Origin of the sequence: Roseateles koreensis, assembly GCF_028595305.1 — a bacterium.
Classification (GTDB): domain Bacteria; phylum Pseudomonadota; class Gammaproteobacteria; order Burkholderiales; family Burkholderiaceae_C; genus Paucibacter_A; species Paucibacter_A koreensis.
The window spans coordinates 1-16,991 of record NZ_JAQQXS010000018.1 but is presented as its reverse complement, the minus strand read 5'-3'; the positions used below and the strand labels follow the sequence as shown (position 1 = coordinate 16,991).

The 16,991-nt window shown below is 59.7% G+C and carries 13 protein-coding genes; 8 read left to right on the top strand and 5 right to left on the bottom strand.

The features are described 5' to 3' along the window. Positions 1–141: 141 nt before the first annotated feature. A complete protein-coding gene (locus PRZ01_RS17235) occupies positions 142–501 on the bottom strand; it encodes a hypothetical protein (protein WP_273598078.1) in 360 nt (119 codons plus the stop codon). A gap of 672 nt (positions 502–1,173) precedes the next feature. Here PRZ01_RS17235 and PRZ01_RS17230 point away from each other — a divergent pair. After that, a complete protein-coding gene (locus PRZ01_RS17230) occupies positions 1,174–2,139 on the top strand; it encodes a DHH family phosphoesterase (RefSeq protein ID WP_273598077.1) in 966 nt (321 codons plus the stop codon). On the opposite strand, the gene PRZ01_RS17225 is transcribed toward PRZ01_RS17230, so the two are convergent. Then, a complete protein-coding gene (locus tag PRZ01_RS17225; RefSeq protein WP_273598076.1) occupies positions 2,106–2,660 on the bottom strand; it encodes a YdcF family protein in 555 nt (184 codons plus the stop codon). The genes PRZ01_RS17230 and PRZ01_RS17225 overlap by 34 nt on opposite strands. A gap of 479 nt (positions 2,661–3,139) precedes the next feature. On the opposite strand from PRZ01_RS17225, the gene PRZ01_RS17220 reads away from it, so the two are divergent. The 4 genes from PRZ01_RS17220 (at position 3,140) to PRZ01_RS17205 (ending at position 10,516) form a co-directional block, all read left to right on the top strand. After that, the gene (locus PRZ01_RS17220) at positions 3,140–7,165 is read left to right on the top strand and encodes a DUF748 domain-containing protein (protein WP_273598075.1); all 4,026 of its coding nucleotides are present in this window, start codon (positions 3,140–3,142) and stop codon (positions 7,163–7,165) included. Positions 7,166–7,191: 26 nt separating this feature from the next. Beyond that, the gene (gene msrA, locus PRZ01_RS17215) at positions 7,192–7,737 is read left to right on the top strand and encodes a peptide-methionine (S)-S-oxide reductase MsrA (RefSeq protein WP_273598074.1); all 546 of its coding nucleotides are present in this window, start codon (positions 7,192–7,194) and stop codon (positions 7,735–7,737) included. A 152-nt stretch (positions 7,738–7,889) separates the two neighbouring features. Beyond that, entirely contained in the window at positions 7,890–8,294 is a 405-nt protein-coding gene (locus tag PRZ01_RS17210; RefSeq protein WP_273598073.1) for a hypothetical protein, read from the top strand. Between the two features lie 32 nt (positions 8,295–8,326). Then, the gene (locus tag PRZ01_RS17205; RefSeq protein ID WP_273598072.1) at positions 8,327–10,516 is read left to right on the top strand and encodes a TonB-dependent receptor; all 2,190 of its coding nucleotides are present in this window, start codon (positions 8,327–8,329) and stop codon (positions 10,514–10,516) included. Positions 10,517–10,549: 33 nt separating this feature from the next. On the opposite strand, the gene pdxH is transcribed toward PRZ01_RS17205, so the two are convergent. After that, a complete protein-coding gene (gene pdxH / locus PRZ01_RS17200; protein ID WP_273598071.1) occupies positions 10,550–11,185 on the bottom strand; it encodes a pyridoxamine 5'-phosphate oxidase in 636 nt (211 codons plus the stop codon). A 195-nt stretch (positions 11,186–11,380) separates the two neighbouring features. Here pdxH and PRZ01_RS17195 point away from each other — a divergent pair, with 195 nt between their 5' ends. Then, positions 11,381–12,067, top strand: a complete 687-nt coding sequence (locus PRZ01_RS17195) for a nucleotidyltransferase family protein (protein ID WP_273598070.1) — start codon at positions 11,381–11,383, stop codon at positions 12,065–12,067. 296 nt (positions 12,068–12,363) lie between these two features. Further along, entirely contained in the window at positions 12,364–13,257 is an 894-nt protein-coding gene (locus tag PRZ01_RS17190; protein WP_273598069.1) for an amino acid ABC transporter substrate-binding protein, read from the top strand. Here PRZ01_RS17190 and PRZ01_RS17185 read toward each other — a convergent pair. Together PRZ01_RS17185 and PRZ01_RS17180 are read right to left on the bottom strand one after the other, a co-directional pair. After that, positions 13,248–14,615, bottom strand: coding sequence for a sigma-54-dependent transcriptional regulator (locus PRZ01_RS17185; protein ID WP_273598068.1), 1,368 nt, complete (start codon positions 14,613–14,615; stop codon positions 13,248–13,250). The genes PRZ01_RS17190 and PRZ01_RS17185 overlap by 10 nt on opposite strands. A 5-nt stretch (positions 14,616–14,620) precedes the next feature. Then, positions 14,621–16,501 (bottom strand): sensor histidine kinase, encoded by a 1,881-nt coding sequence (locus PRZ01_RS17180; protein WP_273598067.1) that lies wholly within the window; start codon positions 16,499–16,501, stop codon positions 14,621–14,623. A gap of 345 nt (positions 16,502–16,846) precedes the next feature. Between PRZ01_RS17180 and PRZ01_RS17175 the strand changes: the two genes are divergently transcribed. Next, positions 16,847–16,991 (top strand): ABC transporter permease subunit (locus tag PRZ01_RS17175; RefSeq protein ID WP_409993870.1); only part of this gene is annotated, 145 nt, incomplete at its 3' end.

Below are 16,991 nucleotides of genomic sequence, written 5' to 3'. Positions count from 1 at the left end.
CCTTCGAGATACTGAAGACCGCCTTTATCCAGGAAACTAAAGATTTTCGCATAATGCCCTGAATAGGTGGAAAAAAGTACAAATGAAGTCATTGCGACTGAATTGAATGGAGGTGGCATCAAATTTCAGAGTCAGATATTTTCAAATCTGACGAGGAATTGTTTGTTCACGTCCATATCCAGATGCGATCGACACATCCAGCGAGGTTGGATCGAAGCCGAGGCTTCCCTTGAATGAATCATGAGACTCAATCGGCATAAGCGCCATTGCAGCTTTTGCCGCGCCCACCTTGGTTCTAAAACAATTGGTTCCTGAAATGGTTTCCGTTAGTAAATCTAAAGTATTTATATTGCCGATTAAACTTGCCAGTTTAAGCAAGGTCAGTCGCTTCGAAGCTGTATTTACTTCAGGAAACAAAATAATCTTCAGAGAATCCTCATCGATATAAAATTGAGGCGGCAAAAAATTTTCTGGAATCGATACAAGCAGGTTGAGACTCAAGAAATGTTATTGCTTACCATCGTTGCAGAGAAAAGGAGGGTGGCAACATGGATCGCCTCCACCATCTACCTATTTATTTAAGCTAGTTAATAAAGTATTCAGAGAAGAATGATCACGCCACAAATGTGGCCGACTCCTGAGTCTGATGTGCCCTTTGGCAGCACGTTATACTCGAGATCAGCGATCTGTAGTGGGGGTATTTTTTATAATTTTCCAGAAAATTTTAAATTAACCTGCGCGAAATTACACGATTTCTATTTTGATATGGAGTTCCAGAATTTAGCCAACCCCCCCCCAATAGGGTGTGTAAGACTTGACAGTAGTCGAATTCTTAAGGGTATGGTGGGTGTTCAGCTCTGGGTGATCGTGAACCCGTTTTCGGAGTTTGCGTTCGACGTGAGGCGATCGCAGCGCGCCCCGTTGAAGACTTCACAGCGATGTTCGACCACGTACTGCGGCAAAGCCTACTGACCGCAGAGGCACGCCCAGGTTGCGGTGCGCACGCTGGGTGATGGCGCTTCCAGGCGGCGCACGCTGCGGGTATCCGATGGGCCTTGGGGGCATATATGGGGGGCGAGTAACCAGGCTGCTTTTGGGCTTCTTGGGGTTGAGTGCAACCGTTCGTCCTGGAGACACCCGGTGAGGGTCAAGTGCGGTGACAATTCACGCCCTATGAAATCTATTCTTCCTCTGCAGTTGTTGCTCGCACCGTGCCTTGATGACCCCAGGCCTTTGGTTCTTTTCCACGGTAAAGGCTGTTCCGATGGCTTTGCGGCGGCACTTGCAGCCTGGATCTATTACGCGGGGAACGCCGAATTTATTGGGCTTGATCACGGACAGGTTCAGACGCTGGCCGATTTGCCGCCTGTGGCGGGGCGGGCGGTCTATGTGCTCGACTTTTCGTTTTCCGCTGAAATTTTGAGCGGTATCGATGCGAGTGCCGCCAAGTTGGTGCTCTTGGATCATCACAAGAGCGCGGCTGAAAAGCTCACAGGCTTCCGCTGCCGCTGCGGCGTGGTTCACTTTGACATGAGCAAGTCGGGTGCGCGTTTGGCATGGGAGTTCTTCCATCCCGAACAGCCTTTGCCCGATCTGGTGCGTTACATCGAAGACCGGGACATTTGGGCTTGGCAGTATCCCGAGAGCGGCGCCTTTTTGTCGGCGCTGGACATGGAGCCCAGGGAGTTTGTTCGTTGGCAGGAAATCTCGGCGTTCAATCAAGCGGAGTTGACGGCCTTCATGGCGCGTGGCGCTGCGATGGACGAGAAATACCGCAAGCTGTGTTTTGACTTGGCCGAAGGAGCCCAGCCGCTGACATTCAATGGCATTGAGGGCTTGATGGTCAATGCCCCAGGCATGTTCCACAGCTTCGTGGGGGATTTGCTGTCAGCGAAATCCGGCACTTTTGCTTTGATGTGGAGTGCGGGGCAGGGCGGTGCGGTGAAATGCGGGCTGCGCTCACAGCGCAACTTTGATTGCATTCCCTTGGCCGAAAGCTTAGGCGGCGGCGGGCATGCTCAGGCCTGCGGCTTCAGGATGAGCGTGGCGCGCTTGCCGGAACTGCTGAGTGGCGCATTCAATGCACAGGGCGATGGCGACACCGCTCAATGCCCAGCCAATAGCCCCAGCCATTCATAGACCGCGTAGCGGACTCGGGGCAAGCCTTCTTCGCTTGGACACCAATCTTGCCAAGAAAATTCGGTTTCTCTGCGGAGCCCGACCGGGGCGGCGATGAAGGTGAATTGGCCGGTTGCGGCTTTTGAAAAGGCGCGCATTGCCCGGCGCATGTGCAGGTCATGCGTGACCAGGATGACTGTCTGCACGCCATCTGCTTGAAGCATAGGCAGCGTCAATTCTGCATTTTCTCGGGTGTCGCGCGAGCGGCTTTCAGACCAGCGCAGCGGGACGCCGTAGGTGTTTTGGGCGGACTCATGCGCCACAACTGCTTCCGCGATACGCAGGTGCGCCGCACCCCAACCAATCCCCCCGGAAAATCCGAGTGGGGCTTGAATTGTTTTGGCCACCCAGGCGCCGTATCGCAGTCGCTCTTCGGTAATGGGTTTCAGGGCGGGGGCATGGTACTCCGGCGATAGATTGCGTGCGCCCCCTCCGAGCACAAGGACTGCAACTTTTCGTTCGCCTTTGGCTTGGGTTTTCAAGTCCTCGAGTGCCTCCGCACTCAAGGGGGGCGGAACGTGGATCAACTTCTCTGCCAAGAATTGTGCGAATCCTTCCGTGCAACTGAGCCAAATGCCCAAAGCGCCGAGGCCCAGGGCCAGTCGGCTTGGCCAGCGGCCACGCCGCATCGCCACGGCGCCCAGCAACAGCAGGGCGAGAAAGGGGGTCGGTGGCAGCAGCAGCGTCAAGAATAATGGCTTTAAATCTTGAGCGAAGTTGAATAGGTTCACGAAAAATTCCGAGAATGATGTAGGGCGCTGGCATGATTGTCCCTGTGGCGATTGGGGCTGGAGTTATGCGTAAGCGATATCCGGCAACCCGATCATCGCAGCGCGCCGTCGTGGGGCTGGAAATAGCCTCAGCAGCAGGCCGCGAGCATGGCATCGTGAGCCATTTTCTTCTTGATCAGCGAAATTTCTTTGACGTGCCCACACAAGCAAAAACTCCCACTCACTCAAGCATGAAATCCTGGCAACGCTGGCTCATCGGGTTGTTTACGGTGCTCGTGATTTTGCTGCTGTTGAGTGTTTTCGCCCTACCTCGCTTGATCCAGGGAATGGGCGCGCGCGCGGCTGGCGAGGCTTTGGGACGTGAAGTCAAGATTGGCGCCGTGTCCGTCCAGCCCTGGCGTTTGGGGCTTGTCGTGGATGATGTCCAGATTGCCGGCTTGCCCGGACAAAGCCAGCCACTTTTCACGCTGGGCAAACTTGATCTGGCCTTGTCGGCGCGGTCGCTTTGGTATTTCAGCCCCGTGGTGCAGGAGATTTCGGTCACCCACCCGGTTTTGCATGTGAGCCGCACGGGGCCCGGCGCTTATGACGTGGACGACCTGATCACCAAGTTCAGTGGCCCCTCCACCGCCAAACCTTCGTCGGAGCCGCTGGCCCTGGCCATCTACAACATCTCGGTCACCGACGGCGAGTTGGTGTTGGACGATCAGCCGGTCGGGTGTGTGCATGTGTTGAAGCAGTTGCATGTAGGTTTGCCGTTTGTCTCGACGCGCCATGCGGACATTGCGGTCAAGGTTCAACCTGCTGTGTCTGGTGTTTTGAACGGGGTGTCGTTTGGTAGCGAAGGCGCCGCATTGCCCTTCTCTGAACAGCGGGAGGCGCAACTTTCATTCAAGCTGAATGCGCTGGACTTGACGCCTTACATCGCCTATCTACCCAAATCCCTGCCCTTACAACTGGTGAGCGGTTGGGTAGATGCCGACCTGTCCCTGAATTTCAGGCAGCCGCCCAAGCAAGCGCCCAAGGTGGACATTCGAGGGCAGCTTGGTTTGCGCGAATTTGTGCTTCAAAAGCCCACGGGTGAGCCCTGGCTGAAGTGGCAAAAATTGGACATCGCTCTGGACGATGTTCAGCCAGTTCAACGCAAAATCGCTCTGGGTGAAGTGAACTGGCAAGGACTGCAACTGGCCTTGAACCGCGATGCCAACGGCGTTGTCTGGTTGCCTGTGCCACCTGCTGCCGGGGGCAGTGGGGTCAGCAAAGCCGGGCGGGGTGCCTCAGCGGTTGCCAAGCCGGCGCCGAGCGCCGCCGCTGGCGCGTCAATGCCCTGGGGTTTCAGCGTCACGAAATTCACCCTGAGCGACAGCGGCATGAGCTGGGCCGACGCCGCCGTGCCGGGGGCGTCTCGTCTGCAAGTCAAGGACCTGAGGATTGCGCTCAGTGGAATGCAATGGCCTTTGGAAAAGCCTGCCGCGTTGAAATTTTCAATGCAAATTCAGCCGCTCGTCGTTGAGGCAGCGGGTGCCAGAGGCCGTGGCAAAGCGGGGGGCGCTGATGCCAGCGCAATTGCCGAGTCGGCCGCAATCAAGGGCGAAGGCAGCGTGAGCCCTGATGATTTGAAGCTTGGCATGCAGTGGTCGCAACTCGCCTTGCAATGGTTTGAACCCTATTGGTCGGCCCAGTTGCCGGTGAAGTTGCGAGCACTCGCTGCAGGTCAGGTGAGCGTGGCGGTACCGCAGCCGCTGGCGGCGGAGCCGCTGAGCCGCTTGACGGTGCAGATGAGTGACTTTGAGTTGAGCACCTTGGCGCTCTCCGATCCGCATGCCTCGCCGGCGGACACTATTTTGCGGTTGGCGGCGCTGCGCTTGGACCATCTGGATCTGAATTACGCCGACAGGTTAGTGAATCTGGGCACCCTGAGTGTCGATGCCCCCCAGGTTTCTCTTGCGCGTGCCAAAAATTCGGCCTGGAATTGGCAGGCGTTGGTGCCGTCGCCTAACGCTGCCGATCGACGGCGCGTGGGGCGTGCCGAGAATTCAATGGTGGCCGAGGCGTCGACCCCGTCCGCAGTAGATCGGCGCGCGCACAAAACACCGGCAAGCAGCCGCTCCGTGCTGCGATTGTCGGGTCCTGACGAGTCGCTGGCTCCCGGTTCAAATGCAGCCCAAGTGGCGACTTCGGTTCAGCCGGTCAAGCCAGCTTCTGGCAAGTCCGCAGAATGGCAAGTGGCCTTGCAGGCCCTGCAGGTCGACCGGGGATTGGTGCGTTTTCAGGACGCTGCGGCACCGGCGGGCGTGGCCAGCCTGGTCGCTGATCAGTTGAAGCTGCGTTTGGGGCCGCTGGCTTGGCCCAAGACGGTGGGCGCCAGCCGTGCGCAGCTGAGCTTCAGCCTGGGCGGAGCCAGCCTGGCGCGACAAGCGCCTGTCAACGGTGGGCGTGCCAGTTCCAATGCCAGTGTGAAGGCGACCCCCAAGCTCGCGCAGGCGTCCGCTCGGCCCGCGGGAGATTTCCGGTGGGATGGTCGTCTGTCCTTGGCGCCGTTGGCGGCAAGTGGCAAATTGCGAGCCGAGCGCCTGCCCATTCAACTCTTGGATGCCTATATGGACCCCGGCTTGAATCTGCAGTTGCAACGGGCTGATCTGGGCTGGCGGGGTGATTTCAACGTTCGCCAAGTGGCCAAGGACTGGCGGGCCAGCGTGAGCGGCGATTTGCTGCTGGCTGATTTGAGCGCGCACCAGGGCCGTGTGGCTGCCGGCAGCGGTGAATCAAGCCCTGACTTACTCAGCTGGCAAGCGCTCAATCTGGACGGCGTTCAGTTCGAGATGAAGCCGGGCGCCCCACCTGAATTGGCGATCAAGGTACTGCGCCTGAACGACTTCTTCGCCAGCTTGCTGATCAATGAGAATGGGCGCTTCAATCTGCGCGATGTGAAGGCCAGCGCGCCAGCGTCAAGCGGCGGCCAACCTGCCGCAGCGAGTAGCCCGGCGCTGGCCAGCGCGAATGGTCCTGCGACTGCTTCGGTAGCAACATCCGCAGCATCGGCTCAAGGGCTGCCTGTGCAAATCAGCTTGGGCCAAGCCGTTGTCCGTAAAGGTCGGGTCGACTTTGCCGACCATTTTGTGCGTCCTAACTACAGTGCTCAGCTGACCGAGTTGGAGGGGAGTCTGGGTGCCGTGCGCAGTGGCAATCCCGAGATGGCGCCGCTGCAATTGCGCGGGCGGGTGGCTGGCACCGGTCTTTTGGAAATCGATGGCGCGCTCAACCCTTTGGGGGCGCCTTTGACACTGGACATCAAGGCCTCAGCCACAGACATTGAACTTGCGCCGATGTCGCCTTACTCGGAGAAGTACGCGGGCTATGCCATCGAGCGCGGCAAATTCTCTAGCAAGGTTGCTTACAAGATCGAGGCCAATGGCGCCTTGCAGGCAAACAATCAATTGATCCTCAATCAGTTGACCTTCGGGGATGCCGTCAACAGCCCGGATGCCACCAAGTTGCCGGTGCGTCTCGCGGTGTCTTTGTTGAAAGACAGTGATGGGGTGATCGATGTGGAGTTGCCAATTTCAGGCTCCCTCAACGACCCGCAGTTCAGCGTGGGCGGGGTGATCGGCAAGCTGATTTTGAATTTGATCGGGAAGGCCCTGACCTCGCCGTTCTCCTTGCTGGCGGGCAAGGGTGGCGTTGATCACAGCCAGATTGAATTTTTGCCCGGTAGTGCGATACCCAAATCGCCCGAAGTGCTGGACAAGATTGCCCGCATGCTGATCGACCGGCCAACCTTGAACCTGACCATCGTGGGTGAAGTGGACCTGGCGCGTGAACGGCTGGCCATGCAAGAGGCGCAGTTGGATGCGGCCATGCTGGCCCAGCGCAGGCTTGAGTTGCAGCGCCGCCAGACGGCTGGTGCGGACGCTCAAGCTGCAGGTTTTTTGGTGCTCAGCGACGCTGACCGCGCCCGCTTGTTGAAGCTGGTTTATGAGGCGACCAAGCTGCCCAACAAACCGCGCAATGTGCTGGGGTTTGCCAAAGATATTTCTGGCGACGAGATGCGAGCGCTGCTGTTGCCTAGTTACCCAGCTAACGCTGAAACGGCACGGACGCTGAGTGTGGCCCGTGGCGTCGCCGTGCGTGATGCACTCATCGCCAAAGGCCTTCCCAACCAGCGCATTTTTGTGGCCGCCCCTAAACTCCACACGAGCGATGATGGAGATGCCCTCTGGAAGCCCATGGCTGAACTCAAACTGGCCATTGATTGACTCCCCCCCAGGAAAGACCCCGACGCATGAACGATCTGCCAACGCCTTTGCAACGCATCACCCTGGGAGGGGGCTGTTTTTGGTGCCTTGAGGCCGTGTTTGAGCGGGTTCGCGGGGTGGCGCATGTCGAGTCGGGGTACTGCAACGGCGAGTCACTCGACCCCAGTTACGAGCAAGTTTGCAGCGGCAACAGCGGGCATGCCGAGGTGGTGCGTATCGACTTTGACCCGGCCCAGGTGAGCTTGGTGGACTTGTTGCACGTGTTTTTTGCGATTCATGACCCCACCACGCTCAATCGGCAAGGGGCGGATGTGGGCTCGCAATACCGCTCGGGCATCTACGTGCATGGGGATGCGCAATTGACCGAAGCACAGCAAGTGCTGGCTGAAGTACGGCGGGCCTACCCTGGTCAAGTGGTGACCGAGTTAATGCCAGAGCGCAACTATTGGCCAGCGGAAGGCTATCACCAGCACTACTACGCCAACCATCCCGAGCAGGCCTACTGCGCCTTTGTGGTCGCTGCCAAAGTAGACAAGTTCACGAGCACGTTCAAGCGTTTGTTACGCGATTGAGCGCGCACGTTGATAACGGGTTACCAAAGCGGCTTGCCCTGAGCTTTCGTATTGTCATGAAGATGCGGGCAAAATAAGCGGCTTGTGCAACGAGCGTGCCGGTGACAGGCTCGCCGCTGTTGAACGATAGTTGAGATTTCATTCCAGCAACGATGCAAGCCGCCGCCCGCCATCAACCGCAAGCCTCCCGCCAGTTTTGGCTGGCGTTGCTGTGCGCGTTTTGTTTGCTGGGTGCGCAAGGCCTGGGTTTGTGGCACCGGGTGGCCCACGCGGCGGTACTGTCCCTTGACGCTGCGGAGCGAGTAGATGAGCTGGCGGGCGACAAGTCTCTGACGCCCAAGGGCATGGCTCCTCAGGCCAATCTCTGGGGTCACCAGGCCGGCGACGCGTTTTGTCAGCTTTTTGACCATATGGTTCATGACCATATGCCGGGCGCTGATGCCGTGGTAACACCGCCGTCGTCGGCTGTGCTGGCGCATGCAATGCCCGCGTACATCAATGCAAGTCCTGCCGTGTTTTGGAAACGCGGCGCACGGGGCCCGCCTCTCTCGGTTTGACGCTGTCAGGGCCCTTTGTCTTCACATCTGTGATGAGGGGCAGCACATTGTTTGCGGCTTTGAGCGACGCGCTCAAAGCCGCCACCGAGATTTTTATGCAAACGACCTTATTTGCGCGCCGGCCCTTGGCCGTCGGCGCCAGCCTGTTGTGCCTTTCTTTTGCCGGGCTCATGGCCATCTCTGTTCAAGCCGAGCCCAACAACCCGCCGCCTGGGGCTTTGAGCGCATCGAGTTCAGGCGCCAGCGCTGAAAAATTGGACCGGGTTGTGCTGACTGGAAACCCGCTGCAGCATGAAGAACAAGCGCAGGCTGTTGATGTCCTGGAAGGCGATGCCCTGATCCTGCGCCGCGCTTCAACGCTGGGCGAAACGCTGGACGGCCTGCCCGGTGTGGCTTCGAGTTATTTTGGCCCCAACAGCAATCGCCCGACCATTCGGGGCCTGGACGGAGACCGGATTCGCATGCTCAGCAACTCGGGCGCGTCGGTCGATGCGTCCAGTTTGAGCTTCGACCACGCCATTCCAATCGACCCCCTGGTGATCGACCGGGTGGAAGTTCTGCGCGGGGCAGGGGCCCTGCTGTACGGCGGCAACGCGATTGGCGGGGTGGTCAACACGCTGGACAACCGTATTCCGCGCAAACTCGTCCAGGGTGTGGGGGGCGCAGCTGAATTTCGCCTCGGGGGGGCCGCCAATGAGCGCAATGGCGCTTTGGTTTTGGATGGCGGCTCAGCGCAAGGTCAGTCGGGATGGGCCTGGCATGCCGATTTCGCGGCGCGCAGCGCGGGCGATCAGGCCACGCCGAGCTTTACCAGTGTGGATGGGCTCACCGACCATGTGCGCAACTCAGCGGCCAACAGCCATGGGGGCGCGTTGGGGGGCTCTTATGTGTTTGCCCATGGGTATGTCGGGGTCTCGCTGGACGACTACCGCAATGACTACGGGGTTACGGTCGAGCCCGACGTCAAGATCAATATGCAGCGCCAACGGGTGGCCACGGCGGGTGAATGGCGGGCTCAAGCCGGTGACGGCCAGGCTTTGCTGCAGCGCGTGACCTGGCAGCTCAGCCGCAGCGATTACGAACATAAAGAGATCGAAGGGTCTGGCGCCGTCGGCACGATGTTCAAAAGCACCGGGACCGATTTGCGCGTGGAAGCCCAGCACGGCCCGCTTGGGCCGGTTCATGGCTTGGTGGGCGTTCAGTGGGATCAGTCGAATTTTTCGGCATTGGGTGCTGAAGCCCTGGTGCCGAGTTCGCGCACGGAGAATGGCGCCTTGTTCGTGCTGGAGGAGCTTGACGCGGGGCCACTGGCATTGTCCGTAGGTGCTCGGGCTGAGTCTGTGCGTATCGACGCGGACGGCGATGCCGCCGGGGTCGAGGCCAAATTTGGCGCGCCCCTGCTCAGCAAGTATCAGCCGCACAGTTTTTCGCTCAGTGCCAGTTATCAGTTGCCTGAGGTGGCTCAAGGTTTGAGCCTAAGCGCCAATCTCAACAGCACTGAGCGCGCGCCCATGTTCTACGAACTGCATGCCAATGGTGTACATGTGGCCAGCGGTGCTTACGAGCGGGGCGACATCAATCTTGGGCTTGAAAAAGCCAATGGCTTGGATTTTGGCGTGCAATGGAAGGCCTCAGGCAACTTGCTTCGCCTGAATGTCTACCGCACCAAGTTTTCCAGCTATATCGCCCTGGCTGCAACGGGTGAACAATTGCCGCAGGACGGCGGTAGCACCCTGCCTGTGTACGCCTTCAAATCGGTGCCGGCCTTGCTGCAAGGGTTCGAGTTGGAAGGACGTTGGAGTGTGCCGGCGACTCAGCTTGCCGCCGTGGCACCGGGGGCGCTGCTGACACTCTCCGCCCAACTCGACGGCGTGCGTGGCACCAATGAGGCCAGCGGTGAGCCGTTGCCAAGGCTTGCGCCGCTGCGCGCCAGTTTTACGGTGGAGGCGCAGCAAGGGCCGTGGTCGGGCCGTGTGGAGTGGCACTTGGTTGCCCGCCAGGACCGGGTGCCGGCGCTGGACACGCCAACGGCCGGTTACGGCATGCTCAAGGCCAGCATCGCCCGGCAATTCATGCTGGGGCAGTCTGACGCCTTGTGGTACTTAAAACTGGACAATCTCACCAACAGGCTGGCATATAGCGCGACCTCGGTGCCGACCATTCGTGATCTCAGCCCCTTGCCGGGGCGGTCTCTGCATGCTGGTATTCAGATCCGGTTCTAAGGCCTGTGTCGAGATGACGGGGAGAGTACGCGCTCAAGGGGCCAGGCGTTCCTTGATCCAACGCCCGTCAGCTTCCCGGTAGCAAATGCGGTCGTGTAGGCGCGATTTGCGCCCTTGCCAAAATTCCCAACGCTGCGGCACCAGGCGATAGCCGCCCCAATGTGGAGGGCGTTCGGGATTCAATCCTTGGGTGAGGGCGACTTTGGCGGCATTGCTGACCAAAACGGCCCGGCTTTCGATGACCTGGCTTTGCGGAGACGCCCAGGCGCCGAGGCGCGAGTCCAAGGGGCGTGAATGGAAGTAGGCATCGGACTCCGCGGCGTCAACGCGTTCGACGCGCCCTTCGATTCGCACCACCCGCTCCAGTTCCACCCAATGGAATTGCAGCGCGGCGTTTGGGTTTTCGGCCAACTCCCGGCCTTTGCGGCTGTCGTAGTTGGTGAACCACACGATGCCTCGGGCGTCATAGCTTTTGATGAGCACGATGCGGGTCGAGGGATGGCCATTCGGCCCGACCGTTGCGACCGTCATGGCGTTGGGCTCAGGAATTTTGCTGGCCAGCGCCTCGTCCAGCCAGAGTTGGAACTGCGCCAGCGGCTCTGCCGCGCTGAGGTGCTCATCCAGCTCGCCTTGTTCGTAACTTTTGCGGATGTCAGATAGTTTGCTCATAGGTGCAAGTATGCTGTGTTTTTCGCTGCATCGCGTGCCTGGCTCTTCAGTTGCCAATGCGCTGGCACGTGAAATACCTTAGGTAATGGCCCCAGTTCCGTGATGTCAATCACGGGGGCATGCTGTGCGTGCGTGTCAGGCTGGCGGTTCGACTGGTCGATGCGTCGGGAGAGATACAGGGATCAAGGTGCAGGGATGAAAAAAGCGCAACCTGCGCTGGTCGTTTTGGCGGCCGGACGAGGCATTCGATTTCAAGGCGAAGGGCACAAGTTGGCTCAGCGCCTTGGTGAGCCGTCCGCCACGGGGTTCCCGCTTGCTGCCGCAGGCCTTGTGCTCGCGCCGGACCCTGCCCATGACGCGACCGTTGACACCGTGCTGTCGCGCAGTTTGCGCAACGCCGTTGCGACGGGTTTGCAAGTTGTTGTCGTCACTACCAGCAAGCTGCAGGCGGCAGTTCAACGCTGGGTTACCCCGGCTGATTTGGTGGTGTTGCCCGACTTCGACAAGCAGGGGCGCCCGGCGCCCGTCGGGATGGGGCATTCCATTGCGGCGGGGGTCAGTGCCAGTGGCAATGCCGAGGGATGGTTGATCATGCCGGCAGACATGCCTTTGCTGCGCCCTAGCAGCATCTTGGCAGTTGCCGATGCGCTAACGCATTACGCCGTGGCCTTTGCGCAGTACAAGGGTCGCCAAGGCCATCCCGTCGGGTTCAGTGCCGAACTCTATTCTGAGTTGGTGGGTTTACATGGCGATGAAGGTGCGCGGCGAATCGTTGCCCGCTATCCCTCTCAACCGGTTGAGGTGGACGATCCCGGCGTGCTGGTGGACGTTGACACCGTGGAAGACCTAGCCCGTCTGCGCAAATTGGTGAGCACGGGCTAGCGACGGTCAACATGGGTTAGCGCTGGCATTTCGCTGAAGTGTTGGCAATTGGGGCACTCGCCCTTGTGGCGGACCGAGACCTGGCGACAATGTGCGGCTGAATGAAAATCTGCCACTCATCTCGCTCGTTGCTGTTTCCTTTGTTTCGATATTTTTTGATTGCTTGCCTAACGCGTAGCCTGCTCGTTGCGATTGCGGCGGGCGCTTATTTTTCCTGCGCGTATGGCGCTGGTTTGGGTACCAATGGACAGGGCGCGGGCGGCGCTTCAGCGAGTGTGTCTGCGGCGCCTAGCGCTGTGGCGCCGGGGGCGTCCGCAGTGAATGGAGCGAATGCCGTAAGCACAGTGCTTTCGGAGTCGCTCACGCTGCGAAAGATTCATGATGCCGGGCTGGTCGTCATCGGCTACCGGGTGGCATTGCCACCGTTTTCATACCTCGACGCAAAACTCAAACCCACGGGCTATTCGTTGGACCTGTGTTTGTTGGTGGTCGACGCCATCAAAAAACGCCTGGATCTTCCGGATATTGAACTTAAATTTTTGCCCGTCACCTCCGCAACGCGCATGCCTCTTGTGGCCAACGGTTCGGTCGATCTTGAGTGCGGCGTGACCTCCAACACCATAGAGCGCCAGAAGACGCAGGCGTTTTCTCTGACCACCTTTGTGGCAGAAAGCCGGATCATGTCCAAGCGGTCCGCCCCGGTGCACAGCTTGGAGGATTTGCGGGGCAAATCGGTTGCCTCCACCATTGCGACAACCAGCATCCAGTTTTTGCACCAGATCAACCAGAGTCGTCAACTGGACATGAAGATCCTGGTGGGGCTTGATGACCGGGATTCGTTTCGTCTGCTGCAGACCGATCGCGCGGTTGCCTATGCCATGGACGATGTGCTGTTACGTATGGCGAAAATCACCGCGCCCAATCCTGCGGAGTTCGTTATTTCTGACGAGGCGTTTTCGGTTGAGCCCTATGGCATCGGCCTCCCTCATGGTGACCCTGTTTTCAAGGGCTTGGTTGACGCGGTCATCTTCGGGCTGTATCAGCGTGGCGAGATCCAGGCCATTTACAAGAAGTGGTTTCAGTCGGTCATTCCATCGCGCGGATTCAATCTCAACTTGGGCATGAGTGAGGCTTTCAAACGCGTGATTCAAAAACCCACCGACGCCGCTGATCCTGCGGCTTATCGGTGACTGTCGCGCGGCGGCTCCCTGAAACGATCTAACTCAATGCCGTGACGGTGCAGCTTGTCGTACAGCGTCTTCTTGGCGGTGCCGAGCATTTCCATGGCGGACGGGATACGGCCCTGGCATTTACGCAGGGCTTGTTCGATCAAGGCTTTTTCGACCAAATCCATTTGTTCCGCCAGACTGTGTCCTGGCGTGGGAGCATCCAGGGGCTGGCTGCCTTCGTCGCTTTGAATCGCCAGCACAAAGCGGTCAGCGGCATTGCGTACTTCACGGACGTTGCCCGGCCAGTCGTGCGCCATCAATTCGCGCAGGCGTTGGGGTGACAACTCAGGCGCGGGGCGTTCATACCGTGCGCAAGCCTGCCCGACAAAATGTTCGAACAGAAGCGGTATGTCGTCCCGGCGGGCGCTCAGCGGGGGCAATTGCAGCGTGGCGACATTGAGCCGGTAGTACAAGTCGCCGCGAAATTTGCCTTCTTCGCTCAATCGCCGCAAGTCGGCCTTGGTCGCGGCAATGATGCGCACGTTGATCGGCAACTCTTCGTTCGACCCCAGCCGCTCCACCCGGCGCTCCTGCAACACCCGCAGCAGTTTGATCTGCAGGTTGATGGGCATGGTTTCGATTTCATCCAGCAAGAGTGTGCCGCCGTTGGCATGCTCTATTTTTCCGATTCGGCGTTTGCCGGCCGACGTGTAGGCGCCGGGTTCGTGGCCGAACAATTCGCTTTCAAACAGGGCCTCCGGGAGCCCGCCGCAATTGATGGCCACAAAGTTGCGGTCGCGCCGGTTGCTTTGGTCGTGAAGGCATCGGGCGACCAATTCTTTGCCTGTGCCGGTTTCGCCCAGAATCATCACGTCAGCCGAGGTGTTCGCCAGATTGAGCACTTGGGCGCGTACCTGCTGCATGGCCGGCGAATTGCCGAGCAGTACCGCCTCCACGCCACTGCGGCGCTGCAGTTGCCCCCGCAATTCATCCACCGCCACGCGCAGAACGCGCTTTTCGAGGGCGCGTTTGAGGGTGTCGACGAAGCGTTCGGGCGCAAACGGCTTTTCAAGAAAGTCGTAGGCACCCGCGCGCATAGCGTCAACAGCCATGGCCACATCCCCGTGGGCGGTAACCAGCACCACGGGGATGTCGGGGTCAATCGCGACGGCATGCTTCAGCAAGCTCAAACCGTCCATGCCGGGCAGGCGGACATCGGTGGCCACCACGATCTGCGCGCCAGCCTGGATATGGGGGAGGGCCTCTTCAGCACTGGCGCAGGCGCAAACCTCCAGCCCTTCCAACTCCAGGGTCTGGGTCAGGCTGGCGCGCACCGGGGGGTCGTCTTCGACGAACAAAATCTTGTAGCCCTCGAACATGGGGATCAGTCTCTCCGTTCCAAATCAAATTCAAATCGCATGCCGGGGCCGTCGGGCGCATTGGAGTAGGCTAACAACTGCCCGCCAAACTCATGCACGATTTTCGACGATATGACGAGCCCCAGCCCCAGGCCTTGCCCGGCGGGCTTGGTGGTGAAGAAGGGCTCGAACAGCCGAGCCATCAGGTGAGGCGGTAAACCGGGGCCGGTGTCGCTGATGCACACCCAAACGCGCGGGCCGTCCGGGCGGGTGCTGATGCGCAGGATCTTCTGCGGGCACGCTTGCATGGTGTCCAGCGCATTGCCCATCAAATTGACCAGCACCTGCTCCAAACGATTGCCATCACCCGTCACGCGCAGGGTGTCGGGGATGTCGATGTCCAGGGTCACCTGCTCGGCCGTGATGCGGTGATCCAGCAGAAGGCGGGCGCCTTTGATGGCATTTCCCAAGGTGGCAGGGGCCTGTGCCGCTTCGGTTTTTCGGGCGAAGCTCTTGAGTTGCCGCGTGATGCGGGTCATGCGTTCCACCATATCGTCAATGGCACGCAAGTTCTCCGCCACGGTCTGGCTGCGACCTTTTTCAATAAGGAGCAAGCTGTTGCGAGACAGCGCACGCAGCGCGGTGAGCGGTTGGTTGATCTCGTGTGAAATGCCGGCCGACATCTGCCCCAACACAGCCAGCTTGCCCGCCTGAATCAATTCGCCTTCGGCCTTCAGGCGCTGGGCAATCTGATGTTTCAATTCGTCGTTGCTGGTGCGCAGTTCTTGCGTGCGTTCACTGACTTCACACTCCAACTCGCTGTGGGCGCGCTTGAGGGCTTCGCTCGCTCGAAACAGTTGCTGCAGAACGCGTCGGCGGTACGCCAAATACAGCATCAAAAGCCCAAGACTGGCCCCGACAGCGCCGCCGCCCCAGGCCGCAAAACGGGCATGGCGCCAGACTTCCGTGGGGTCCGACAGGGTGACCAGACGCAGGTCGAGTGGAACTACCGCACGCTCTTGGGCCAAGAGCTCGACGGTTTGTGCAGTGTTTGTGGGCGCATCCGGGGCAGGCACGCGCACCCAACTGGTGTCTTGGTGCGATAAGTCTTCGGTCGCGATGCCCAGTGTGGCGTCCAGCGAACCGGCATACAGGCCGGTTGCGCGCAGGGCGTCGCGGTCGGCGGATGGAATGGGCTTCATCAAGTGATATTTCCAGCCCGGTACGGAGGACATGATCACCACGTCATGTTTGTCCACCACCAGCAATTTCTCGCCCTGTGAGCGCAAGCCCTGGTCCACCCAAGTGGCTTCGAGGGGGGCGAGGTTGAGCACCGCCACCACATGGCCGGCAGGTCTTTCGCCCTGTTGCAGGCGCTGCACCATGATGTAATCGCTGCTGGCGTTGGCCTCTGTCGCGGCAAAGAAGGGCGCGCTGCTGGCCAAAATATGCGAGCTCAGGCGACGCATGATGGCATCGGCAGGCGTTTCGGCCGTGCGCGTCGGGCTGGCGTAGTCTTCGCTGGAGGCAACGATGCGTTGGTGATCGTCAATGATGAAAATCAGGCCCAGGCCGGCGCGGGCCGTGATGCGGGCTAACTTTTGGCTGCAGCGTTGGCGCAAGGCGGCGTCGCCCGGTCGATCAAGGGCAGTCATCAATTCCTTGTCGATGGCAATCAGGCGGGGCAGGTAGTCGTAACGGGCCAATTCAGCTTCCAGGCTCGCGGCGTACAACTCCAGGCGCTCGGCCGCAACGGCGGCCAACTGCTCCATGCCTGATTGCTCACTCACGTGATGGCCGATGGCCAGCCCCAAGGCCATCAACCCCAAGGCCATGCCGGCCACCGTGCTGGGGTGGCTCAGGCGATGCACCAGCCCGGACAGCGCGGGCCTGGGTATGCGGGGCATACGGGGTACGAGGGAAGGGGCCTGCTTGCTCATCAGGCCCGCAGTGTGCCTAAAGCTGGCGCGGCTGTCGCCTGTTGATGGGAGGCATGTCCAGGCATTGCGTCGGACATTTGGGCGGGCGTAGGCGGCAAGTCGTGCTGAATTCCGCCCATGTCGGCGTGCGGGGGTGTGGTTTTCCGCTCTAGGCCTGGGGCGGCGCGGCGCGGCCGGGGGTGTGTACGCTGGAGGGCACTCGGTGTATACCCGCGCATTGTGACTTTTGGCACGTCGATTGCAAGCTTTGACGCAAATCAGCACGTTGCTCATGGCGTTGTGCCACAGATATATTTTTAAAGGAAGCCGGCTATGGAAACTTTTATGCAACAGATCATCAATGGTCTGGTGCTTGGCAGCATGTACGCGCTGGTGGCGCTGGGGTACACGATGGTGTACGGGATCATCAACCTGATCAATTTCGCGCATGGCGAGATCTTGATGGTGGGAGGGCTGG